The sequence below is a fragment of the Collinsella sp. CLA-ER-H2 genome (genome assembly GCF_040092405.1).
Taxonomy (GTDB): domain Bacteria; phylum Actinomycetota; class Coriobacteriia; order Coriobacteriales; family Coriobacteriaceae; genus Collinsella.
In genome coordinates, this window is the sequence record NZ_JBBNLO010000003.1 from 58,248 (window position 1) to 83,308 (window position 25,061).

A 25,061-nucleotide genomic window follows, 5' to 3' on the forward strand; every position below is an offset into this window, starting at 1 on the left:
GTGTGCGGTACTATATTCCCTGAAGAATAATGGCCTGCGCGAGGGGAGGATTGCGTGGACGAGCGCACGCAACATGACGGTTTTGGCCGCGATATCAACTACCTGCGCATTGCCGTTACTGACAAGTGCAATTTCCGCTGCATCTATTGCATGCCTGCCGACGGCGTAGCTCCGCGCGCACACGACGAGCTACTCAGCGCTGAGGAAATCGCCCGTTTTGTGCGTCTGGTGGCGGGGGAGGGCATTCGTCGCGTACGCCTGACGGGTGGCGAGCCGCTGGTCAGCCGCCGCATTATCCCGCTCATCCGCGATATCCGCGCGATCCCGCAGATCGAGGACATCTCGCTCACCACCAACGGTGCCCTGCTGCCCAAGCTGGCGCCGCAGCTCAAAGACGCCGGGCTCGACCGCGTCAACATTTCGCTCGACACGCTCGACCCCGCGCTCTTTGGAAAGATCACGCGTCTGGGCCGGCTCGAGCAAACCATGGCCGGCATCGATGCGGCGCTAACCTGGGGCTTTGAGCCGGTTAAGGTCAACTGCGTGGTGGTCCGCCGGCTCAACCAGGATGTGGCGGCCCTCGCGCGGCTCACGGTCGACCGCCCCATTCACCTGCGCTTTATCGAATACATGCCCATCGGCGATGAGCACACGAGCTCGCATTGCGCCGTGGATCCTCATGCGCCCACGCTCAATCCCGAGCTGTGGGACGCGAGCGATACCGTGCCGAGTGACGAGCTGCGGGCGCGCATTAATGCCGGGGCCGCTGCGGCTGGCCTGGGCGAGCTTGAGCCGCTCGACATCAACGACGCTCCTGCCGGTGCCGGTCCCGCGCGCTACTGGCGCTTTCCGGGCGCGGCGGGCACGGTCGGCTTCATTAGCGCCATGTCCAACCATTTTTGCGCGAGCTGCAACCGTCTGCGCCTGACGGCCGACGGCAGCGTGCGTCCTTGCCTGTTCAGCGATGCCGAGTATTCGGTGCGCGAGGCGCTGCGCCGTGGTGATGATATGCAGGTACTTTCGATTTGGCGCGATGCCGTGGCCCACAAACCGCAGGAACACGCGATAATTGAGGGCACGCAACGATTTATGTCCCAAATCGGAGGATGATCATATGGCCAAGAGCAGGTACGCCGATGCCACCAAGGCCGCTCGCAGGGCCGCGATGTCTGCCCATAAAGCCGCGGCAGCCAGCAAAGACACTACGTCCGAGCAAGCCGCAACGGCGACCACCGACGCTGCCGCCGAGCCCGCCCGCGACGCGCGCCGCGATGAGCTGACGCATGTAAACGCCAAGGGCGAGGTGCGCATGGTCGACGTATCCGACAAGGCCGAGACGCACCGCATCGCCATCGCCGAGGGCACCATCCTCATGCATCCCGAGACGCAGGCTATGGTGCTGCAGGACCGCGCCAAGAAGGGCGATGTGCTTGCCTGCGCGCGCGTGGCGGGCATTATGGCCATCAAGCGCACGAGCGACATCATCCCCATGTGCCATCCGCTGCTCATCACCAAAAGCAAGTGCGATATCGAACCCATCGCTCCGGCGGGAACGCCGGCCGACGAGACGCCCGAGGGCTGGGCGCCGGCGCGTTCGGACGGGCAGGTCGGCTTTCACGTGCTGGTCACGGCGGGCGTGACGGGCAAGACGGGCATCGAGATGGAAGCGCTGACCGGCGCGAGTGCCGCATGCTTGACCATCTACGACATGTGCAAGGCAGTCGACCGCGGCATGGAGATCGTCCATGTGCGTCTGCTGCACAAAGAGGGTGGCCGCTCGGGCGTATGGGATCGCGCGGAGCGTCAAGCTGCTGCTGCCGAGGCCGCCGCTGCTGACGGCGCCGCGCCCGCGAGAGCATCCGCCCCGGCCGTGCCCCCAGCTCCCACCCCGGCCGTCCCAGCGATCGCGTTCATCGGCTACCAGAACTCGGGCAAGACCACACTTGTCGAGAAGGTCATCGCCGAGCTTACCCGCCGTGGCCTGCGCGTCGGCTCGCTCAAGCATCATGGACACCACGGCTTTGATATCGACGTGCCTGCCAAGGATACCTGGCGCCATCACCAGGCGGGCTCCAAGCACGTGGGCCTCATTTGCGCCACGCGCTGGGCGGAGTATGCCGACACGCGCGAGGAGGACGAGATGCCCGCGCGCGAGCTGCTGTCGCGCTACAACGACGTCGACGTGGTGATCATCGAGGGCTACAAGACCGAGGGCTTCGACAATATCGTGGTCGCGCGCTTTGGCGTCGATCGCCTGCGCGGCAAGAGCTCGCTCGACCTGGTCGACGGCCGCACGCTGGCCCTTGCCTGCAACGAGGCCCTGGCACGCCAAGCCTTCGACGCCGGCTTCGCGACCCGAGCCATCAACATCAACGACGCCCGAGCCATCTGTGATCTTATCCAAGACTATCTCGCCTAAAACCTGCCAAAAAGGGACAGGTTTATTTTGGCAGGTTTTATCTGGGCAAACGTCATTTCCACCACAAAGGGGACAGGCACCTTTGTGGTGGTTTTTGCTTTGGTAGATGTTTGGGACATGCCTTAAAATCTACCAAGTAGTTCGTGCTGGCAAAAACGGAGAGAAGGGGCCCGATGCGTCCTTAACGTTGCATACAGAAAGATTGAGTCGATGGTCGGCGGTCAATGCCCGCGGCCCGTATTCGTATGCAACAAGGAGCGCCCATGTCCCTATCTCGAATCTCAAAATCCCAACCATCGCTGTCCATGCAAGCAAAGCGCCTGGTGGCAATGCGGTTTCTGATCTACACCGGCTTCCAGACCAGCTACTTTATCGGCGTTATCGGAACACTTACCTATGCGGATGGCGCCTCGGTCGTCGCGACGTCGCTGGCCGTCCTGTTCATGAACGTCTTCGTGATCCTGGGGTCCTTTGCGGGTGGTGCGGTGCTCGACGCCTGGGGCCCGCGCCGCCATTTTATGCTGAGCATCGTCGGCACGCTGGCAACCGGCGCGGCGATCATCGTCTTTGGCGACGCGACCGGAACGGTCCTTGCCGGCGCGGCGCTCCTGGGTTTTGTAATGGGGCTCGCACAGCCCATCGCCACGTCCTATCCGGCCTACCTCACCGACGACCCTGTCGAGCTCAAAGACATCAACTCCGCCATCACCATGTTTTCCAACGCGAGCATTATCGTCGGCCCCACGCTGGGCGGCTTTGCCGCGGCGGCTTCATCGTCGCGCGCGGTGTTCGTGCTCATGATGCTGTTCACCCTGCTGGCGTTCATCGCCGGCTGGGGCTTTAAGCCGCAGGAAGGTCGCGTCGCCGGACGGGAGAATGCCGATTCGGCAGAGGAGTGGAAGCGCACGGGACAAAACTCCAACCCCAGCGCGTCCGCCCGTGCCACCTTCGCGACCAGCATCAAGGCAGTCTTCACCAACAGCGTCCTCGCCCTGCTCTTCTGCATCATCTTCCTTTCGAACTTTGGCTACGGAGCCTTCGACCCGCTGGAGTCATTCTTCTATCGTGACGTCCTGCACGTCGGCGTCGAGTGGATGGGCTGGCTCTCGTCGGCATCCGGTGTGGGCGCGGTGTTGGGCACCGTGGTCGCGCTCCGCATGCCGCCGCGCCTCGTCAGCCTCAAAACGCTGCTCGTGGCGCTTATGTCTGTGGGCCTGGGAAGCCTGCTCTACGTGGGAACGCCGTACGTGGGCGTGGCCCTCATCGGCCAGATCGCCCTAGGCGTGGCCTGGGGCGTCGTCAACCCGCTCCACAACACCATCGTACAAACGACGGCTCCGCTTGAGCAGCTTGGTCGCGTCAACTCGGTCATGGGCTTTGGCAACATGTTCGCCGGCGTGGTCCCGCTGGCGATCGCCCCCTGGCTGGCGGCGACGTTTGGCGTGCAGCAGACGCTCGTTGGTGCGGGCATGGTCGTAACGGCGGTCCCCGCGGCGCTGCTGCTGTTTGGACGCAAACATCTGGATCGCTAACCTGCCAAAAAGGGACAGGTTTATTTTGGCAGGTTTTATCTGGGCAAACGTCACTTCCACCACAAAGGGGACAGGCACCTTTGTGGCGGTTTTTGCTCCTTCGTGCCGTGCTCGCGCCTTGGTATACCATGTACTCCATTTCCAATCGCTTCCCACACCGCCACACTACCCAGAAAGGGCCCCATGGACGCCACCTTCAGCCACATCAAAGCCGTGTTCTGCGATATCGACGGCACGCTGCTCACAAGCGAGCACACGGTGTCCCCGCGCACCGTGGCCGCGATCCGCGCCCTGCGCGAGCGCGGCGTGCTCTTTGGCCTGTGCACCGGGCGCGACGCCCACGCGACCGAGGCTATGTACGAGCTCTGGGGCATCGACGGCCTGGTAGACGTGATGGTGGGCTGTGGCGGCGCCGAGGTCATCGACCGCGCGCACGGCATCAACGAGCTGAGCTACCCGCTGCCGGGCGAAACCATCGCGCGCATCTGCAAGCACATGGCGGACCTTCCGGCAACGCCCGTTTGCCCCCGAGACGGCGTGTTCTACGTTCCCGAGACCAATGCATGCGTCGAGCATCTATCGCGTGTCGACGGCGTGCCCTATAAGGTGGTCGATTTTGCCGAGTTCTTGCGCGAGCCGCAGCCCAAGGTGATGTTCACCATGGCGCCCGAGGTGATGCCGCAGGTCATCGAGCGCGCATCGACGTTCGCCGACGACACCGTTAAGGCAGCCGCCCTGCAAACCACGCAGCGGCTCTACGAGTTTATGGATCCGCGCGTGTCCAAGACGCGCGGCCTTGTGCGCGTGGCGGAGCTCAACGACATGGAGCTCCAGAACATCTGCGTGTTTGGCGATGCCGATAACGACACCTGCATGGTGGCCGACGCCGGCGTAGGCGTGGCCATGGCAAATGGCAGCGATGCCACCCGCGCCGCTGCGGACTATGTAACCGCCAGCAACGACGAAGACGGCATCGCGATCTTTATCGAGGAACATCTGCTGTAGCGCTGGGGGAGAACTACCGCAGAAAGGGGCAGGCTCTTTTTGCGGTGGCCTCAGGCGATTTGGGCGAATTGATACCTAAAATCTGTGCGAAAATTCAAATATTGTTGTCTGAACATCACGCTTCTAACTACCGATGGGTTAAAGATATTCTCATCAGTTTGGTAGGATATTCATCCCGGTTAATGACCTACCGCCCACGGTCGATTTTCGACCGTTCACAGGATGTTTGCTCTTGAGCAAAATGTTGTGCAAATAAATCTAATGCCATTAAAAAATAATAGGCAACTAAATTACCAGCAAAAACAACAAATAGATAGCGAATAAACGAAGGTAAATCCGAGCAATTGTCAAGAGAATTGAGAACTCACTACAAAACTATCGGTTTTTGTTGCTCAGATGTTTAAACAATCGTATAATTGCATTACTAAACGAACGCAATTACAGATTGCGCAGATACGTTTGATGGTGAAAGAGCAAGATCGCGGTCTCTTGGGGAGGAGACATCGATGAAAGCGAATTCGGACAAATCTAAGCAGAGTAATAAAGCGACGCGCCGTGTACTGGCAGGCGTTTTGTGCGGAGCCTCCGTGTTGAGCCTGGTACTGTCACTCGTCATGCCTCCGATCTCGCAGGCCATTGCCAACGATGGTCAGGTGGGCGCGGCCGTGAAGACCGTTGCGGATGAGGGCTCTTTGGGCGAGGACGCCGGTGCGGACAACGCCGCAGACAAGGGCGCTGAAGACCAGAATAGTGACGAGACCGAGGGCGACGAGGCCGACTCTTCAAATGGCGTTGAGCAGGGTCAGTCTGAGGATCAGCTTGAGGACGAGCAACGGGGTGAAGACGGCGAGACGTCGGATGACAATGCTGTAAAGGCGGTCGCGGAAAACGAGCAGGCTGAAACGGCATCCGATGAGATGATAGATAGCGCGGATAAGCTGAAAACTAAGCTGGAGGGGGCGAGGGGCACAGTCAACTTTATGCTTACGGAGGATATTGATCTTACGAATGATAATGATAACAATAAGACAATTCAGCTCGGCAATGACGGTAGCAATATCACGCTGGATCTAAACGGCCATAAGATTAAGTATGCGAGTAATGGTCAGCCTCTGTTCAATATCACCGGTGGCGCGACGCTGACCGTCAAGGACGGCACGCAAACCGCTCCGACAAAGACCCCGGTTAATCAAGAAAAAATGAACGGCAATCTCGCTTCAATGGAATGCGACGATTCCAACATCCCGAACAAACTTACCTACTACGTAACCGAATCGGTCGCAAAAGGAACCGGTACAACCGAGATAACCGGTACAACTGAGACCCTTAAAGAGTATAAGGTTGATATCAAGGGTGCTATTGTGGCATGCGGTGACCATGCCAACCTGAGGCTCGTTAATCTCTACAAAACTGGCGGCAAGTTCGGTACGTTTAACCTCGAGAGTGGCGCGATCACGCAACAGCAAAATAGCAGAGATCAAAATAACAGTGTTAATAACCGTGTTAGCAGTTTGGTTTATGCCGAGGAGGATTCTACCGTCAATATGAGCGGTGGCTACGTTTGCGGTGCAACCTCTATGGGCCATGGCGCAGGCATCGAACTTGGCATCAAGAACGGCAAAGGCGCGACTCTTAACCTCACCGGTGGCGTGATCGCGGGCAACTACGCTCCCGAAGGCGGCGGCGTGTACGCTGACGGCTCTACAATCAACATGACTGGCGATACGACTGGCGGCACAATTTCCGGTAACGGTACATTCAAGGATCGGCCGGGTTTTGGCGCGGGAATTTGTGCTAAGGACTCCATGGTGACCATTTTGAATGGTTACATTACTAACAATAAATATCAGCACTACGATGAAAGTCACAAGGGTAACGGTTGCCACGGTGGTGGCGGCATTGCTGCTTTCAATGACGGCAGTCTCACAATTGCAGGCGGTTACATCACGGGCAACTACTCTGCCGAGGCTGGCGGCGGCGTTTATGCTGGCGCTTGGAATAGTGCTCTTTCCGGGTTTACGTTTTCTGGTGGAACCATAGCTAGCAACGTGGCGCAAAACTCGGAGGGCGGCGGTATCCGTATCGCTGCGCCTACAGTTGGCGAATTTAATGTGAGCGGTAAGAAAGCCTACATCACGAACAATACGACCAATACTACCAACGATTGGGGTGGCGGCGGAGTGTTCGTCCAAGGCGGCAACAGCGACAAGGGCGTTAATTCAGCGAGCCTCAAGATTTATAACGCATTGATTACCAACAATGATGCCGAGGGCTTTGGCGGTGGCTTCGCTGCCTGCCCGACTGGCAAAACGGCTATTACCGATACCAAGGGTATTGCGATTTTCGGAAACCGCGATGAAAACGGCGCCCACCTATCGGGTGGTACTAATGGTAAGAATGAAGATCAGCCCACAACCGTTACGGGTGGCGAAATCACTGATACCTTCAAGCAAAACGGCCATAAGGATCTATTCCTGATTCGCAAGTCAGATAATAGCGACTACATCGCTGCCGTAACTGGTCAGATGCTTGGTGGCGGCGCTGCCAACTGGAAGGGCACGATCGACGGTCAGCCGTCTACGATCATCGAGCCGCCTACGACCATCGGCAAGTACGAGGGCGCTCAAGCTAAGTACATGATTGGCCTCGAGGCAAATCCTTCCCCCGAGGATCAAGGGCTTGCCGCTAGTAAAGCCACGCTCTTCATCACGGGCAACAGCTCCAACATCCACGGTGGCGGCATCATGACCAACGGTAATGTTTTCGCTGGCTCCACCCAAGGGGTCCAGGTTTATCCCAAGATGAAGCTCAATGGCTCCAAGGTGTTTGAGGGCGGCACGCTTAAAGGAAATGACTTTGATTTCCAGCTACTCAAGCAGAACGAGATTAAGGATGAGAACGGTCAGGTTACGGGATATACGGTGCCGAGTTTTGATGCCAATGACACTCTTCAGCTCAATGGCTGCTCGGTGGTCAATACGGTGAAAAACGATGGAAATGGAAATTTCACCTTTGATCTGGGTGAAGTTTATGCCGATGACGCTCTTGTTTACTACTTGGTAGAGGTTCCGGGCGCAGACAAGGACGTTGTTAATTATGACAAGACTATCTACAAGATAGATCCTACGGTCATAGAGGATCCGACCAGGACGCACGACGTGCTTGGCATTAAATACACGTACTACAAGGTAAGTAACGTAAAGATCACCAAGATGTCTGATGGTGCAACTGAGACTGTGGTTACACCAACGTCCGAAGACGGTGTTGCATGTGTTGCGCTTACTGGCGGTGCGACTTTCACCAACACTCCGTACACCTCCAACGGTTCCTGGACTCCCAAGGCGACTAAGGTCGTTGAGGGTGGCGAGATGAAGGAGTTTACGCTCGAGTTTGCGGACAACCCGGACTTCGCGGGCGCTCAGACGGTTAAGACGACGGCTAATGACAAAAAGACTCAGACGCTTGAGTTCCACGAGATTAAGTACGACCTTGGCAGTTTGAAGCAGAACGATTCTGGTGTTCCGGGTCGTGGTGCTTCCAAGACCTTCACGTACTACGTGCGCGAGAAGAACGATAGCTCGTTTTTCTCGCATTACAAGTTCGATAAGTCAGTCTATAAGTTCACGGTTGTTGCAACGGACAAAACCGATGGAGCCATTGACTGCCAGGTGACCTACAGGAAAGGAACCGTTGGCTCCGATGGAAAGTGGGTAAGCGACGATACCGCCGACCATAAGCTCACCGACACTACCCCCACCTTCACCAACACCTACTCCACCTCTTTGCCCCTTTCTGGTATGTCGGGCGTCTCTCTGACGTACCTTGCCGGCGCGGCGGTGCTTTGCGCTGCTGCGGCCTGGATGCACATTCGCCGCAAGGCGAATGCGAAGGGGGGTGAGCGTCGTGAATAAGAATGTTAGCTCCTTCCCGATCTTGTTTGCACTGTTTGCCCTCATAATCGGCACCTGCGCGGTCGTGTTCCCCGCCTCCGCGCAGGCCACGCCGACCTCGACCGGTTCCATCACGGTGAGCGGCACCGTAGCGAGCGGCTACGATGCCTACCAGATCTTTAGCGCCGACGTCGTCGACGGTGACAGCGACGCCAAGATCGCCACCGATCTCGCCTGGGCAAACGACGCCGCGCGCGACGTCGTCCTGCCCGTGCTGCACAGCGCCGGCATGCCCAAGTCCCAGACCACCGCGCAGGAAGCTGCCGAGTGGCTCAACACCGATTCCCACCTTACGAGCGCGCTGAGCGCACAGCTCGCTCGTTCCCTCCAGAGCTCTGGCGCCGTGTCCGTGGCCCTTAACGCGGGCACGACGGCCGAGCTGCCCTGCGGCTACTGGCTCATCGTCGCCGACGACGACGCCATCGCCCAGGGCGAGGCCGGCACCGCGCCGATCATGGCCCTGGTGGGCGGCAGCGCCGTCACCGTCAAGCCTAAGGCCGCGACGCCCAAGGTTGCTAAGCATGTGCTGGAGGACAGCACCGCCGCCTGGCAGAAGGCCGCCGACGCCACGGTCGCCGACGACCTGTACTGGCGCCTCTCGGCTACGGTCCCGGCCGGGCTCACGGCCTACGACACCTATACAGTGCGGTTCGTCGACACCATGGGCGCGGGACTCGACTCCTCCAAGGTGGTCGCGAGCATGCGCGTGTACGTGGCGGCGGGCACGGACGGCGGCTTTGACGCCGTCTCGACCGGCAAGGCCGACCGCGCCGGCACCGAGCCCGCGAAGGGCTGGACCGATATCACGGCGCAGTGCGGGGCCTCGGTTGACGGCAAGACCTTCACCGTGCGCACCGGCGACCTGATCGCCGCGCTCGGCGGGGCCGACGCCTTCACCGCGGGCGCCCGCGTGGTCGCCGTGTACAATGCGCCGCTCAACAGCGCGTGCAACCACGGCATCGCGAAGGGCAACCCCAACGAGGCCTACCTGCGCTACCCGCGCTCTCCCTTTGCCGACCAGTCCGGCGACGCCGGCTTTGCCCGCACGCCGAGCGACGATGCGTGTGCCTACACCTGGGACCTCGCGCTCACCAAGCGCGGCAGCGACGGCGACAAGCCGCTTGCCGGGGCGGTTCTGAGCATCGCCGACGACCGCGGCCGCACGCTAGCGGCCGACGGCACGTGGGATGCGGACGGCAAGGCCACCATCACCACGGGCGAGGACGGCCGCGTGTCCGTCTCGGGCGTGGACTCGGGTAAGCTGGAGGTCCGCGAGCTCAAGGCGCCCAAGGGCTACACCGCCTTTGAGGGCACGCGCTCCGTGGCGGTCAAGGCCGAGGGCCTGGACGTGGATCAGGTGGCCGCCGCCAAGCCCAAGCTCACCATCACGGCCGAGTCGCCCCTGCGCGCCGACAGCGCGGACGGGTCGACGGGCAGCCTGGAGGCGTCGCTCATCAACACGCCCACCGGCACACCTCCTAGCATTACCACCGGAGGCTTTATGCCCTCGACTGGCGATATGGCAATGTACGCCGCGGCCGCCGCAGCGGTCGCCGGAGCCGCGCTCATCGTGGTCGCGCTCCTGGTCAAGCGGGGAGGTGGCAGCCATAAAGAGTAGCTGGCAGCCCCACAGAGAGCGGGGCGAGACGTAGCGAAGTAAATGCTAAGATTCAGACAGACAGATTTAGATCAAATGGAATTCGAGCAGAAAGCAGAGGAAAAGAAGATGAGCATGAGCAAGAACATCGCACGCCTGGCAGTAACCGCCGGCCTCACAGCAGCGCTGAGCTTCGGCGGAGTCATGGCCCCGGTCACGATGGCGTTTGCGGCTGATGGCGGCTCGGCTGTGACGTTCAAGGACGATGGGTATTCTTCGACTACGACTTACAAGGGCATCCAGATTTTTACGGCCGACGTGAATGACACTAACGTCAAGAATATTAAGTGGGCAGGTGCTAATGATGCGCAGAAAAAAACCATTCAGGATGCCGTCGTAAAAGCAATTAACGACTGGAGTGTGGCTAATAGTAAGGGTACTTATACCAGCACGATTGCTCAGGATGCTGCCGACTGGTTGAGCAACAATCACGGTGTGACTGGAAACAAAGAGCAGGTGGCAAATAACAACGTCCTGAGCATGATCGCCGCTAATCTGAATGGCAGTGGTTTCGATTGGAAGACGACGAGCGCAGGAACCCCGTCCCTCACCGGGCTCGGTGCCGGTTACTGGTTGTTCCTCACTAACGCGGTGGATAGCACGGCTACCGATAATTCGACCGATGCTTTCTCGGCGCCCGTGTACGCCGTGATTGACGGCAAGACCAGCATGAACGTCACCCCCAAGAAGGATGTTCCCACCGTCGATAAGGAGATCCTTGACGATGCCGCTGCCGCTGCTGCTGCTACGGATATCAAGACCTCCGGTCAGTGGGAAAAAATTGCCGATTCCCAAATCGGCCAGGAGGTCAACTACAAGCTTACCGGTTCGGTTGCCAGCAACTATGCTACTTACGATAGCTATGCCTACAAGTTTACCGACAATCTTTCCAGCGGTCTCGACTATGTTAATGACTCGGTTAAGGTGTATGCGTTCGACGGCAGCAGCTACACCGAGATCCAAGCGAATAAGTACGATGCGCGCTGTGTTGACAACAAACTGACGGTGGAGTTTAAGGTCGGCGAGGGCAAGAAGGGCCTCAAGGACGTTGAGGGCGTAAACGCCAGCACCAAGATTGTCGTCTTCTATAAGGCCAAGCTCAATAGCAATGCTGTAATTGGCAACGCTAAGGATGAGTCTGGTAGCCTCAAGAAGGGCGGCAACCTTAACACCGTTACGCTTGAGTACTCCAACAACCCGTATGGCGTGGACAAGGGCGAGACGATCGGGGACACCGTCGCCGACTTTGCCTTCAAGCTTAACCTCAAGAAGGTCGACCAGGGCACTGAGAAGGGTCTTGGAGATGCTGTGTTCACTATCCAGTCCGCGGATACGAATACCAATAATCAGTATATTGCCTCGACGGAGGGTACTGTTGATGGCGTCAGCGTCGTCGCGGGTCAGCTCGTGACCGTCACCGATACTAAAAACCTGCCCGAGTGTGTGAAGTTTACTTCCGGCAATGACGGCAAGATCGTCGTCTCCGGTCTCGACGCCGGTTCCTACAAGGTGACCGAGATCCAGACCCCCGACCCTGCCAAGTACCCAACCACGGCCGACCCCTTCACCTTCACCATCACCTCGACGTATGACAAAGGCACGATGAATGTGAAGACCCTTGAGGCAAAGGTGTCTAAGGCAGACGAGAAACGCACCGACATCGCCTTCGGTAAGCTTGACGACAGTGCCGGCGACAACAAGTTGAACGGTGCTAACGATGCCGCCGTCAACGCCACTGCCGGTGAGGTCACCATCAACGTCGGCAACACCAAGTCCGTGGGCCTCCCGCTGACCGGTCTTAACGGCGTGACCTTCACTTGGATCGCTGGTGGCGCGGTGCTGTGCATCGGCGTGGAACACCTCATCCGCAGCCGTAAGCAGGCCGAGGAATCCGAGCAGGAGTAACGCTCGCTCACCCATCCCTTTGGCAGGTGGGATGTGATGGCCATGAGACTTGCGGACACTTTTCTCGTCTATCCACGTTCTTGCTTTGCCATTCTCTTTTCGGGGCAGACTTCGCACTGGAGTCTGCCCCGTTCTTTTGGGATAACGCAGCCAGCCTCCATCGTCCGATGCAGCTCGTTCGTCATCGCGTTTCTTGACTCGTATGAGGTTCGGTTTAAGGTCCGTAGGCGCACGCGCGGTGCGGACGGTAGAAGGCATTTGCGCCGCAACAAGCGCAAATAAGAATGCCCGGGGTTAGAGGCCCGGGCATTTAACAACACCGGAAACTGGTCGCCCGCGCTCCAAAGTACTTACGCGGGGTGCGTCGTTTCCTGTAGCTATTGTATCCCGAATCGTTTCGCCGATTCGGGACATTTTGAAAACGCAAACACGTCGGGCAAACCCGGACAATGCGGCCAGGCTCCGCTGGATGAGGAACCGTGTGTGTAACTATCGAACAAATGTTTGTCAAAATCGCGTTTACCAGCAGTGGGTGCATACACTCGCAGTAAAATGGCTTTGCGACGCATCCCGTGCGCGGGCGGCCGACGACTCGATCGGAGGTCCCCAAATGCTGAAATTCCTTAACGCGCTCGCCGCCCTCGCGGCGGTGGGCACGTTCGTCATCGCGTTTCTTGACTCGTATGAAGTTCGGTTTAAGGTCCGTAGGCGCACGCGCGGTGCGGACAGTTCTCGGCGTTTGCGCCGCAAGCGCAAATAAAAACGGCCGGGGTTGCAGCCCGGCCGTTTAACACGTTAGAAAACTAGGCTGCCCGCGCTCCTTAACACTTACGCGGGATGCGTCGTTTTCTATAAACATTGTATCCCGAATCGCTCAGTTGATTCGAGATATTTTGAAAACTCAAATACGAACCCATGCCCGACGTGGGGCCTGTTAATCGGCTATTATTTGTTTAGACATCATTGGAGGCGATGTGCGGTGGTGAAGAGCGCCAAGCATTTAGAAAAGGCAAGCAAGCGTCGTCGCAAGCGGCTGCCGCGTTGGGCCGACCGGCTCATCACCATCGTCATCATTCTTATTGGCGTGGGCCTTATGACCTGGCCGTGGATCTTGGACCGGCTCGAGGCTTCGGGCGTGTTCAACCAGATCAGCACCGTGTCCAGCACCGTGGACGCGCTCTCCGAAGAGGAGCGCGAGCGCATCCTGCTTCAGGCTCGTTCCTTTAACGAGCAACTTGCCGGCGAGGCCACCGAGCTTCCCGCCGACCAGATCGAGCCCTACGATCAGCAGCTCATCTTTGACCGCGACCCCATGATGAGCTGGGTCGAGATCCCTTCCATCGACGTGAGCATGCCCATCTATCACGGCACGAGCGAGGAAGTCCTTATGGCGGGCGTCGGCCACCTGGAGGGCACGAGCCTGCCGGTGGGCGGCACCTCGACGCATTGCGTGCTCACCGCGCACTCGGGCATGCGCAATCTGAGCATGTTCGACGACATCCATTCGCTGGAGCCCGGCGACCTGGTGCTGTTGCACACCATGAACAAGACGCTCGCCTACAAGATGGTGGACTCCGAGGTCGTACTGCCCGAGGAGATGGAGTCGCTGACCATCGAGCCCGGCGCCGACAAACTGACGCTCGTTACCTGCACGCCCTACGGCGTGAACGATCACCGCCTGCTGGTGCATTGCGTCCGCACTAAGTACAACAAGAAGGACGTCGACAAGCAGAAGTCGCTCGCCGGCCGCCACTGGGGCAAGCGCGAGTTCGCCTTGCTCATCGTGTTTATTGCCATTGTGCTGTTGCTGCTGGACATCGTCGTCCACACGATCCGCAAACGCCGCAAGGCCAAGGCCTCGGCATAGCCATTGTTCAGAACCACCACAATGGGGACAGGCACCTTTGTGGTGGCTCGAGGGCTTCCAAACCGTCCCAACATTCGACGAAAATCGCGATTTTGCCGAAAAACGTCGAATGTTGGGACGGTTTTTGTTGTGGGCGGGACGGTTTTCGCCGCAGGTCTGCCGGACCCGCCCTGCCAACCCGCCGCTCTCGTTACGTTTTCGCTGCATTTGGGTAAAGCGCCTGCTTCAAGCCGGCGTTGCCCTGTATACTAGAGCGGTTTAACTGTTATGCGGAAGGGAGCGCCTATGGCACTCAGCGAGAAAGACGTGCGCGGCATCGCCGAGTACGCAAAGATCGCACTGACCGATGACGAGCTCACCCAGATGACGTCCTACATGAACGACGCCGTCCAGATGCTCGAGCCCGTCTTGCAATATGACTTGCCCGACGTGGAGCCCACGTTCCATCCTATCGGAAGCCTGTCCAACGTGATGGGCGACGACCTGCGCGAACCCGAGCGCGACCTGCCGCTCGACGTTGCGCTCGAGAACGCCGGCAGCGCGCGCGACCGCTACTTCCGCGTGCCGTCCATTTTGGGAGAGGGGGAGAGCGAGTAATGGCGCAGAGCTTCGATTCCCTTACCGCCGTCCAGATTGCCGCGGGCGTTGCCGCCGGCGACTTTACCGCTACCGAGGTGGCCCAGGCCTCACTTGACGCCATCGAGGCGCGCGAGGGCGGGGTCCAGGCATTCCTGCAGGTGGCGCCCGAGCTCGCGCTCGAGGCCGCTGCGCGCGTGGATGCCGACCGTGCCGCAGGCAAGCCGCTGCCTCCACTCGCGGGCGTGCCGCTGGCCATTAAAGACAACATGAACCTCGTGGGCACGCGCACCACCTGCGCTTCCCGCATGCTCGAGAACTACCAGAGCGTCTACACCGCCACCTGCGTCCAGCGCATGCTCGATGCCGGCTGCCTGCCCATGGGCAAGGCCAACATGGACGAGTTTGCCTTTGGTAGCTCTACCGAGAGCTCGGCGTTCCACCGTACCAACAACCCCTGGGATACTGAGCGCGTGCCCGGCGGCTCCTCGGGCGGCTCCGCTGCCGCCGTCGCCGCGGGCGAGGTCGCGCTCTCGTTGGGCTCGGACACCGGCGGCTCCATTCGCCAGCCGGCGTCGCTGTGCGGCGTGGTGGGCTTTAAGCCCACGTATGGAGCCGTGAGCCGTTATGGCGTGGTGGCCTTTGGCTCGTCGCTCGACCAGGTGGGCCCCTTCGGCCGTACGGTCGAGGACGTCGCGCTGGCCATGAATGCGCTCACCGGCGCGGGCCACGATCCGTACGACTGCACCAGCCAGGATTGCGCCGTCGACTTTACCGAGCACCTCAACGACAGCATCGAGGGCAAGCGCGTGGGCATCATCCCCGCGTTTATGGAGGCCGAGGGCCTGACGCCCGAGGTTAAGGCCGCCGTTCAGCGCGCCGCTCAGGAGCTGCAGAATCAGGGCGCCGAGCTGGTCGAGGTCGACCTGCCGCACCTGGACGCCGCCATCGCCGCCTACTACGTCATCGGCCCGGCCGAGGCGTTCTCCAACCTGGCCCGCTTCGACGGCATTCGCTATGGCTACCAGGAGGAGGGCTGCGCCAACCTGTCCGACCAGAGCTCGCTCTCGCGCGCCCACGGCTTTGGTGCCGAGGCCAAGCGCCGTCAGATGCTCGGCGCCTACCTGCTGAGCTCGGGCGTATACGACAAGTACTACTACGCCGCGCAGAAGGCCCGCACGCTCATTACGCAGGACTACGACGCCGCGTATGCCAAGGTGGACACCATCCTCATGCCCGCCTCGCCGCGCACGGCCTTTAAGTTTGGCGAGATCAGCGACCCCACGCAGATGTACCTGTCCGACCTGTACACCATTTCGCTTAACATCTGCGGCAACGGTGGCATCTCGGTGCCGCTGGGCCTGGGCGAGGACAGCAAGCTGCCTGTTTCTGCCCAGCTGGTGGGACCTGCCTTTAAGGACCGTCAGCTGCTCACGTTTGCCCGCGCCCTTGAGCGCGGTTTTGCCGATACCGCCACGGGCGCGCCCGCGCTTTCCGTCGCGCCCGATTTTGCCGGGAAGGGAGGCGAGCTGTAATGAAGGAGCTTTCCGAGGTCCTGCAGGATTGGGAGGCCGTGATCGGCCTGGAGATCCATACCGAGCTCACCGCACTCGATACCAAGATGTTCTGCAACTGCAAGCTCAGCCACGATGACGAGCCCAACGCCAACGTGTGCCCGGTGTGCCTGGGCCTGCCCGGCGCCCTGCCGGTGCCCAACAAGCGCGCCATCGAGAGCATCGTCAAGGCCGGCCTCGCCGCCAACTGCGAGATCCAGCGCCACTCGATGTTCTACCGCAAGCACTACTTCTATCCCGACATGGCCAAGAACTTCCAGACCACGCAGGGTCCGGTCGCCTTTGCCATGTACGGTCACCTGGATCTGGATGTGACCGGTCGCGGTGCCGCCGAGCGCCCCGACTGCGCATTCGGCGAGGCCGAGGCCCAGAGCCTGGCGAGCGCCTCGGCCAACGCCGAGGGCCTGTCCACGTCCATGACGTCGACCATGCGCGAGGGCAACCAGCGTGCCGGTCATCTGGCCAGCTACGATGCGTCCAACCTGCAGATGCCTGAGCGTCGCGAGGACGGTTCCTACACGGTGCCCATTCGCATCCTGCGCATCCACATGGAGGAGGACGCCGCCAAGATGGTGCACGTGGGCGGTGCCGAGGGCCGTATTACCGCCGCGGCCGAGTCGCTCGTCGACTACAACCGCTGCGGTACGCCGCTGATTGAGCTCGTCACCGAGCCCGACCTGCGCACACCCGAGGAGGCCCGCCTGTTTATGGAGAAGCTCCGTCGCATCTTTGTGACGCTGGGCATCTCCGACTGCTCCATGGAGAAGGGCTCCATGCGCTGCGACGGCAACGTGTCGCTGCGTCGCCGCGGCGAGACCAAGCTGGGCACCAAGACCGAGCTCAAGAACCTCAACTCGTTCAAGAGCCTGCACGACGGCCTTGCTTACGAGATCTGCCGTCAGGCCGAGGTACTCGAGGAGGGCGGCATCATCTATCAGGAGACCCGCCACTGGGAGCCCAGCCGCAAGCGCACCGTGGTCATGCGTGTGAAGGAGACGGCTGACGACTATCGTCTGTTCCCCGATCCCGACCTGGCGCCGTTCGACCTGGACGACGAGTTCATCGACCGTTGCCGTGGCGAGATTCCCGAGCTGCCCGATGCCAAGCGCGTCCGTTTTGAGGCCGACTTTGGCATTAAGGCGGCCGACGCCGAGCAGATTGCCGGCGACCCCGAGTTTGCCGAGTTCTTTGAGGCCGCTGCTGCCGGTATGGCCGGCAAGGAGGCCCAGACGGTTGCAAACCTGCTGGTGAACGAGATGATTGCCTACCTTAAGGGTGCGGGTGTGTCGCTCGCCGAGTCCGGTATTGCGCCGGCTCAGGTGGCAGCCCTTGCCAAGCTGCTGGCGACCGATGCCATCAGCTCCAACCAGGCGCACGAGGTCTTTGAGGCCATGGCCCAGACCGGCGACGACCCCAACAAGATCGTCGACGAGCGTGGTATGCGTCAGGTGAGCGATGCCGGCGCGCTACAGCCGATCGTGGACGAGGTGCTGACAAACTGTTCCGAGCAGGCGCAGCAGTATCGTGACGGCAACCAGAAGGTCATCGGCTTTTTGGTGGGCCAGTGCATGAAGGCGAGCCGCGGCAAGGGCAACCCGAAACTCTTCAACGAGTTGCTGAGAACGTCGCTCTCGTAGCTGCGAGGCCGGGGAAGCCCCGAGTCGCCGGGGTGTTTCCTCCAAATTTCAAACAGTCCTATGCAAGACGAAGGCCACATTTAGTGGCCTTCTTTGCATGCGGAACTCATTTGGAGCAAACACCCCGGCGACTCGGGGCTTCCCCGGCCAGACGACTCGGCCGTTCGGGTCAGGCGGGCTGATAGGAAAGATGGTGGCGGAGGCGCAAAATGCGCCTCCGCCTTTTCAATGTGATGAAAGTGTGGCGAAATGAGCTTAAAACTTCCGTAAATGTGATAAATGTCACGTTTTACCTAGGGTAAAATGTGGGAAATATCACGTTTACGGAAGATTCTTTGCGGGAGGTTCGGTCATGCAGCGAGATATCATTGCCAAGCTTAACGCTTGGAAAGCGTCGGAATATCGTAAGCCGCTTATCCTTAAGGGGGCGCGCCAGGTTGGAAAGACGTGGGCGCTTAAGGAGTTCGGTCGAACCTCGTACCGCAATTTTGTGTATCTGACGCTCGAGGAGCCGTCACCTGGGGTACAGAGCGAGTACGCTCAGTTTTTCGAAGGTACGCGCGATCCTCGGCGGATCATCTCAAACCTTTCCCTGGCACTTGGACAGCCTATCGATCCCGGCGAGACGCTGCTTATTATTGATGAGATCCAGGATTGCCCTTCTGCAGTCGGCGCCCTTAAATACTTCTGTGACGAGGCCCCCGAGTATCACGTCGCATGCGCAGGGTCTTTGTTGGGCGTTCGCTTGTCCCGTGAGACCAGCGCTTTTCCGGTGGGAAAGGTCGAGTTCATGGAGATGCACCCTATGAGCTTTTCCGAGTTTCTGAAAGCCGAGGGCGCTGCAAACTACGACGAATACCTTGGCGGCCTGGATCAGATCGAGACAGTGCCCGATTTCTTCCATATCCGTCTCGTCGAGCATCTTCGTCGTTATTTTGCATGTGGCGGCATGCCAGAGGCTCTTGGTCGGTGGGTGAAGACGGGCGATATCGTTCAGGTCGATAAGGTGTTGTCCGATCTCTTGGATTCCTACGAGCGCGATTTTGCCAAGCATGGTGGCCATGCGCAGTTCGCCAAGCTTTCGCAAATATGGAACTCGATTCCAACTCAGTTGGCGCGCGAGAATAAAAAGTTCGTTTGGGGTGCGGTGCGCGAGGGGGCTCGTGCTCGAGAATACGAGGATGCTCTGGAATGGCTTGCCGATGCTGGGCTCATCATGGCGGTTCGCCTTAATGCTGCCGGTGGCGTGCCGCTCTCTGCATACGATGACCTCAAGGCATTTAAAGTCTACTGTCTTGATGTCGGTTTGCTGCGCCGCATGGCAAGACTGGATGCGTCCGCTTTTGCCATCTCGGATGCGCTATTTTCGGAGTTCAAAGGTTCGTTCGCCGAGAATTATGTGCTTCAGGCATTACTTTCACAGTTAGATGCTGCTCCGCGTTATTGGACAAACGAGAAGCCGAAGCACGAAGTCGATTTTTTGATTCAAGTCGGGAACGAAATCGTGCCCGTCGAGGTCAAATCGGGAGAGGTCGTTCATTCCAAGAGCCTTAAGTACTATGCCGATAAGCATGCGGAGACGACTCCATTGAGGGTCCGCTACTCACTTAAGAACCTAAAGCTCGACGACGGGGTGCTCAACATTCCGTTGTATTTGGCTGATCGATCTGTCCCTCTTATCAAAAAGGCGCTTGATTGTGCGCATCTTGACGTTTAGATCCCGGGTGAGCTGACGGGCGGCGGCTAATTAATCGCTCCGTTACGGCCAGGGAGCTTGGGCCTTAGCGATGCTTGCTTCGCCAAGCCGTGGGTGTCATGCCGGTGTATTGCTTGAAGGCTTGGGCGAAGGCGGCCTGCTGAGGGTAGCCTAGACGCTCTGCCACCTGCGCTATCGTGAGCGCGCTATCTGCCAAAAGGTCCTGCGCTCGCTCCATACGGCGTCTGCGAATGTAGGCGCCCAGGGACTCGCCGGTTTGGGCCTTAAAGGTGGCGCATAGTTTGGAGCGGCTTGTGTAGAGCCTCTCGGCCACCTCGTTGATACCCACATGTCTGCCTTTGTCGAGCGTGCGCTCAATCATTGCCGTTGCTTCTTCGGCCATGGTTATGCTGACGCGTGTGTCTGCCGCCTGCCGCGCCTGCTTGTGGGCCGCGCGCGAACAGGCGAGCTCCGCGACCATGGTCTCCACGATGCCCCGCATATAGACGTGTCCGCCTACGGTGCGGGCGCGTTCCTCGTTAATCCGGCGCAGCGTGTGGCAGATGGCAGACGTCGCTTCCTCGTGCCATGATTCGGCAAACGCCTCAAAGATTCCCGCGAACTCGGTGGGATAGCGGTGCTCCAGTTCGTCAAAATATCCAGGCAAAAAGAGCACCGAGCGCGAGTGATAAAGCTCCCCCGCAAACAGCGGGCTTAATTCCTCGCCACAGCTATCTTGGATAAAGCTGCAAACGGCATTGTTTGGCCACGGTCCATGCAATGGTTTGAGGTTCGCGGGCGTTATACCAGCCTCGGGCATGCATGTAAGTGTGGGCGCGCTGACTTCGCTCACGCAGGCGTACGGCTCGGGTGTGTATTCGGCCAGGTACATATCGTGCGTCGGGGTAATGAAATGCTCCATGACGATGCAGGCAGGGGAGAGGGGCATGATCCATGCGCGTCCGTGCGCCCGGTCGTTTGCCACCTCGCCGGTAAAGACGGCGCCCTTGCCGGTAAGCTCCAGGCCAAACTGCTCAAATTGCGGTGCGTAGAGCTCGGTTATGTCGGTCGCTGCCCGTCGTATTTGCAAAAGCGTCCCTTTCCTTTGCAGAAACGTCCACGCCTGGCTTGATTGTGAGCCATGGCTAACACATCAATGATAAGTTCATTACGGTTAACTCTCAAGCCGTTAGAAAGGAATCTCATGGCAAAGGAATCAAAAAGGGAAGGTGGAGGCATCGGCGAGTTGCTCGCGTATGCCGGTGACCGCAAATTCCTAACGTATTTGGGCATGGCGCTCTCGGCGCTCTCGCAGCTGCTGAGCTTTGGCCCGTACGTGTGCATTTGGCTTGTCGCGCGCGACCTGATCGCCGTGGCGCCCAACTGGAGCGAAGCCACTAACATCGCGATGTACGGTTGGTGGGCCGTGGGTTTTGCCCTGGTAAGCATCGTAGCTTATTTCGTGGGGCTCATGTGCACGCATCTGTCCGCGTTTCGCTGCGCGTCCAATATCCGCAAGACTACGAGCGAGCACCTGCTTAAGCTGCCGCTTGGCTACTTTGACACGCACGCCACCGGCGAGCTGCGTCGTGTTGTAGACGGATGCGCCGCCTCCACCGAGACTTTGCTCGCACACATGCTGCCCGATATCGCAGGCGCCGCCGCCATGGTCGTGGGCTTGCTCGTGCTTCTTTTCGCGCTCGATTGGCGTTTGGGGGCGGCATGCCTTATCTCGGTCGTCGTTTCGTTTGGCACCATGGCCGCCATGATGGGCGGCAAGGGCGGCGAGTTTATGAAGGCCTACATGGGAGCGCTGGTCAAGATGAACAAGACCGGCACCGAATACGTACGCGGCATCCCCGTGGTCAAGGTGTTTCAGCAGACGGTCTACTCCTTTAAGGCCTTCCACGATGCGATCGCCGAATACGCCGACATGGCGCAAAACTATGCGGGCACGTTCTGTCGAGGTCCGCAGGTACTCAACCTTACCGCGCTCAATGGTCTTGTGGCATTCCTGTTGCCCGTGGCGTTGCTGTTGGCGCCGGGCGAGACGGACTTCGCGCATTTTATGACCAACTTCACGTTTTACGCGATATTTTCGGCCGTGGTGCCGACGGCCATGACCAAGCTCATGTTTGTGGGCGAGGCCTCTCAGATGAGTGCCGATTCGCTGGCTCGCATCCGAAGCGTCATGGATTCCAAGCAGCTCTCCGTGCCCGCCCAACCCAAGCACCCTGCCGGCGGCGACGTGCGATTTGAGGACGTGAGCTTTACCTACGAGGGCGCCGAAGCACCTGCTGTCAGCCATGTGAGTTTTAGCGTTTCCGCTGGTAGCACCCTCGCCCTGGTGGGTCCCTCGGGTGGCGGCAAGTCAACCTGCGCAAGCCTGATCCCGCGTTTTTGGGATGTTTCCTCGGGTCGAGTGCTCGTAGGCGGTGTGGACGTTCGCGAAATGGATCCGCACGAGCTTATGGACCAGGTCGCCTTCGTGTTCCAGACCAACCAGCTGTTCCGGCAAACACTTGCCGACAACGTGCGCGCCTCCAAGCCTACGGCCACTGACGACGAAGTGCGTGCGGCCCTCTCCGCAGCTCAGTGCGACGACATTGTGGCCAAGCTCCCCCAGGGCATCAATACCATGCTCGGTGCCGGCGGAGCATATCTTTCGGGTGGCGAGGTTCAGCGCGTGGCACTCGCCCGCGCGATCCTTAAAGGCGCGCCTATCGTGGTGCTCGATGAGGCCACGGCGTTTGCCGACCCCGAGAACGAGGCGCTCATCCAGCGCGCCTTTAGCAAGCTGGCGGCGGGTCGCACGGTCATTATGATTGCGCACCGACTCTCGACTGTAGTGGGCGCAGACCAAATCGTGGTGCTCAACCAGGGCAGTGTACAGGAGTCGGGTACCCATGCCGAGCTGCTGTCCCAAGAGGGTCTGTATGCCAAGATGTGGGCCGAATACGAACAGGCCGCGAGCTGGAAAATCACTGCAGCGACCGCGGATGCCGCCGTCACGAAGGGAGGCGAGGCCTAAATGTTCGCCTCATTCCAAAAGAAGTATTTCCTATCCGATAAAGGCGTCGCCGGCGTAAAACGCGGCATTTTCTGGACCACGCTCACCAATCTCATTACCATGGCCGGCATGGGCTTTTTATTCCTGGTTATGGCCGGCTTTGTCGAGCATCTTGCCAGTGGGGCCGACCTGCCGGATGCCCTGCCGATCGTGGGCGGCCTCCTGGTCTTTTTCGTGCTGCTCTTTGCCTCTAACTGGCAGCAGTATTACTACACCTACTGCATCTTTTACGAGGAGTGCGGCAAGCAGCGTATGGAGATTGCCGAGCGCTTGCGCAAACTGCCGCTGTCGTTTTTTGGTCGTCGTGATCTGGCCGATTTAACCGAGACCATCATGGGCGACGTCCAGGCCATGGAGCACGCCTACAGCCACGTGCTGGGAGAGCTTTGGGGTGCCATCATCGCAAGCGCCATTGTCTTCGTGGCATCGCTGTTCTTTTGCTGGCAGCTGGCGATTGCGGCGTTTTGGAGCGTTCCCGTGGCCTTTGCCGTGTTGTATCTAACACGCGGCCCCATGACTCCGGTGTTTGATCGCGTGCGCGCCGAGAAGGTCAAGGTTACCGAGGCTATTCAAGAGACGCTCGACTGCGTTCGCGAGATTCGCGCCACCAACCAGGAGGCCCATTATCTTGAGGGACTCAACGCCGTGATCGATGCCGAGGAGCGCGAGACCACCAAGGGCGAGCTCGTTAACGGGCTTTTGGTCAACTCCGCCTTTGCCATCCTGCGTCTGGGCATTGCCACCACGCTGGTCACGGGCGCCGCGATGGTCGCCTCCGGGCAGGTCGACTTTTTGGTGTTGTTTGCCTTCGTGCTTATGGTGAGCCGTATCTATGCGCCCTTTGACCAGGCATTAATGTTAATGTCCGAGCTGTTTGCCGCCGAGTCGTCTGCCAAGCGCATGCGTTCCATCATGGAAGAGCCTGTGGCGCGGGGCAGCGAGAACTTTAAGCCTGCGGGCCACGATGTGGTGTTCGATCACGTGGCATTTGGCTATGGTGCGGGCGAGGACGGACGCGCCGGCGAGAAAGTTCTTACCGATGTGAGCTTTACCGCCAAGGAAGGCGAGGTCACGGCGCTGATCGGTCCTTCGGGTTCCGGTAAGTCTACGGTGAGCCGCCTGGCCGCGCGCTTTTGGGATGCCACTGCGGGCAAGGTTGCCGTGGGCGGTGTGGATGTTGCGGGCGTGGATCCCGAGGTGCTGCTGCGCGACTACGCCATTGTGTTCCAAGACGTGCTGCTCTTTGACGACACGGTGATGGGAAACATCCGCCTCGGGCGTCGTGATGCCACCGATGAGGAAGTGCTTGCAGCCGCGCGTGCCGCCAACTGTGACGAGTTCGTGAACCGCATGCCGCAGGGCTATGACACTATGATTGGAGAGAACGGCTCCAAACTCTCCGGCGGCGAGCGCCAGCGCATCTCTATCGCCCGCGCACTGCTCAAAGACGCGCCTATCGTGCTGTTGGACGAGGCGACGGCAAGCTTGGATGTGGAGAACGAGACCGTGGTGCAACAGGCACTCTCCCGTCTGCTTGCAGGTAAGACGGTTATCGTTATTGCCCACCGTATGCGTACGGTGGAAAATGCCGACAAAATCGTTGTGCTCAAGAATGGCGTGGTTGCCGAACAGGGCACCCCGGCGCAGCTCAAAGCGGCAGGTGGAGAATTCGCCCGCATGGTTGCGCTGCAAAAGGAAGCGGCGGCCTGGCAGCTGTAGGAGTGTGACAAAGGGACAGTCCCTTTGTCATATTGAGTTCACCCCCATAGTTTCCAAAAAGTTAGCCGTTGTTGACCAAATAATTATACTAAACTAGTCTCAAAAGTGTGCTCGAGCAAACTTGTTTACTCGGGTGCTGAGGCACCGTGCCGCGTCCAATGCGGCAAAAGGGAGAAGCAACATGAAGAAGTCGACGTTTAACACCCTGCTTGTCGGTGGCGGTTTTCTGCTTGGCACGGCCGGCATCAAGCTGCTTACCAGCGCTCCGGTCAAGAACGCCTGCGTGCAGGGCATTGCGTGCGGCATGCGCATCAAGAACGGCTACCAGGACATGGTTGAGCAGGCCAAGGCTAATGTCGACGACATGGTTGCCGAGGCGGCCTACATCACCCAGAGCGAGGCCGCTGCTGACGAGGCAGCCGAGTAACGCTCCCAGGCACAAACTATGAGATTC

General features: G+C 59.5%; 16 protein-coding genes. 15 read left to right on the plus strand and 1 reads right to left on the minus strand.

All coding sequences use genetic code 11. The features are described 5' to 3' along the window. Positions 1-54 precede the first annotated feature (54 nt). From moaA to AAAX59_RS01655, 12 genes are all read left to right on the plus strand, one after another. Positions 55-1,110, plus strand: coding sequence for a GTP 3',8-cyclase MoaA (gene moaA, locus AAAX59_RS01600; protein ID WP_349070214.1), 1,056 nt, complete (start codon positions 55-57; stop codon positions 1,108-1,110). Positions 1,111-1,114: 4 nt separating this feature from the next. Then, on the plus strand, positions 1,115-2,419 hold the full coding sequence (mobB, locus tag AAAX59_RS01605) for a molybdopterin-guanine dinucleotide biosynthesis protein B (protein ID WP_349070215.1): 1,305 nt from the start codon (positions 1,115-1,117) through the stop codon (positions 2,417-2,419). 263 nt (positions 2,420-2,682) lie between these two features. Continuing rightward, positions 2,683-3,951 carry an MFS transporter gene (locus AAAX59_RS01610; protein WP_349070217.1) on the plus strand — a complete coding sequence of 423 codons (1,269 nt, stop codon included), beginning with the start codon at positions 2,683-2,685 and terminating at the stop codon, positions 3,949-3,951. A 183-nt stretch (positions 3,952-4,134) separates the two neighbouring features. Then, complete coding sequence (locus AAAX59_RS01615) at positions 4,135-4,956, plus strand: HAD family hydrolase (RefSeq protein ID WP_349070218.1); 822 nt, start codon at positions 4,135-4,137, stop codon at positions 4,954-4,956. A gap of 506 nt (positions 4,957-5,462) precedes the next feature. Continuing rightward, the gene (locus AAAX59_RS01620) at positions 5,463-8,867 is read left to right on the plus strand and encodes an FctA domain-containing protein (protein WP_349070220.1); all 3,405 of its coding nucleotides are present in this window, start codon (positions 5,463-5,465) and stop codon (positions 8,865-8,867) included. Continuing rightward, positions 8,860-10,524: a SpaA isopeptide-forming pilin-related protein gene (locus tag AAAX59_RS01625; RefSeq protein WP_349070221.1), complete on the plus strand. Its 1,665-nt coding sequence runs from the start codon at positions 8,860-8,862 to the stop codon at positions 10,522-10,524. The genes AAAX59_RS01620 and AAAX59_RS01625 overlap by 8 nt, the downstream gene beginning before the upstream one ends. Before the next feature lie 114 nt (positions 10,525-10,638). Continuing rightward, positions 10,639-12,468, plus strand: a complete 1,830-nt coding sequence (locus AAAX59_RS01630) for an isopeptide-forming domain-containing fimbrial protein (protein ID WP_349070222.1) — start codon at positions 10,639-10,641, stop codon at positions 12,466-12,468. A 982-nt stretch (positions 12,469-13,450) separates the two neighbouring features. Continuing rightward, positions 13,451-14,335, plus strand: a complete 885-nt coding sequence (locus tag AAAX59_RS01635; protein WP_349070224.1) for a class C sortase — start codon at positions 13,451-13,453, stop codon at positions 14,333-14,335. Between the two features lie 285 nt (positions 14,336-14,620). Continuing rightward, positions 14,621-14,932: an Asp-tRNA(Asn)/Glu-tRNA(Gln) amidotransferase subunit GatC gene (gene gatC, locus AAAX59_RS01640; RefSeq protein WP_055250987.1), complete on the plus strand. Its 312-nt coding sequence runs from the start codon at positions 14,621-14,623 to the stop codon at positions 14,930-14,932. After that, positions 14,932-16,446, plus strand: coding sequence for an Asp-tRNA(Asn)/Glu-tRNA(Gln) amidotransferase subunit GatA (gene gatA, locus AAAX59_RS01645; RefSeq protein ID WP_349070226.1), 1,515 nt, complete (start codon positions 14,932-14,934; stop codon positions 16,444-16,446). Before gatC ends, gatA begins: the two co-directional genes overlap by 1 nt. Continuing rightward, complete coding sequence (gene gatB / locus AAAX59_RS01650) at positions 16,446-18,122, plus strand: Asp-tRNA(Asn)/Glu-tRNA(Gln) amidotransferase subunit GatB (protein ID WP_349070227.1); 1,677 nt, start codon at positions 16,446-16,448, stop codon at positions 18,120-18,122. Before gatA ends, gatB begins: the two co-directional genes overlap by 1 nt. 352 nt (positions 18,123-18,474) lie before the next feature. Continuing rightward, positions 18,475-19,839 (plus strand): ATP-binding protein, encoded by a 1,365-nt coding sequence (locus AAAX59_RS01655; RefSeq protein WP_349070229.1) that lies wholly within the window; start codon positions 18,475-18,477, stop codon positions 19,837-19,839. 64 nt (positions 19,840-19,903) lie between these two features. Here the strand turns inward: AAAX59_RS01655 and AAAX59_RS01660 are convergent, their stop codons facing one another. After that, the gene (locus AAAX59_RS01660; RefSeq protein WP_349070230.1) at positions 19,904-20,908 is read right to left on the minus strand and encodes a helix-turn-helix transcriptional regulator; all 1,005 of its coding nucleotides are present in this window, start codon (positions 20,906-20,908) and stop codon (positions 19,904-19,906) included. Positions 20,909-21,022: 114 nt separating this feature from the next. Between AAAX59_RS01660 and AAAX59_RS01665 the strand changes: the two genes are divergently transcribed. The 3 genes from AAAX59_RS01665 (at position 21,023) to AAAX59_RS01675 (ending at position 25,034) form a co-directional block, all read left to right on the plus strand. Beyond that, entirely contained in the window at positions 21,023-22,849 is a 1,827-nt protein-coding gene (locus tag AAAX59_RS01665; RefSeq protein ID WP_349070232.1) for an ABC transporter ATP-binding protein, read from the plus strand. Then, on the plus strand, positions 22,850-24,607 hold the full coding sequence (locus AAAX59_RS01670; RefSeq protein WP_349070234.1) for an ABC transporter ATP-binding protein: 1,758 nt from the start codon (positions 22,850-22,852) through the stop codon (positions 24,605-24,607). A 181-nt stretch (positions 24,608-24,788) separates the two neighbouring features. Next, the gene (locus AAAX59_RS01675) at positions 24,789-25,034 is read left to right on the plus strand and encodes a DUF6110 family protein (RefSeq protein WP_055250999.1); all 246 of its coding nucleotides are present in this window, start codon (positions 24,789-24,791) and stop codon (positions 25,032-25,034) included. Positions 25,035-25,061: the final 27 nt, after the last annotated feature.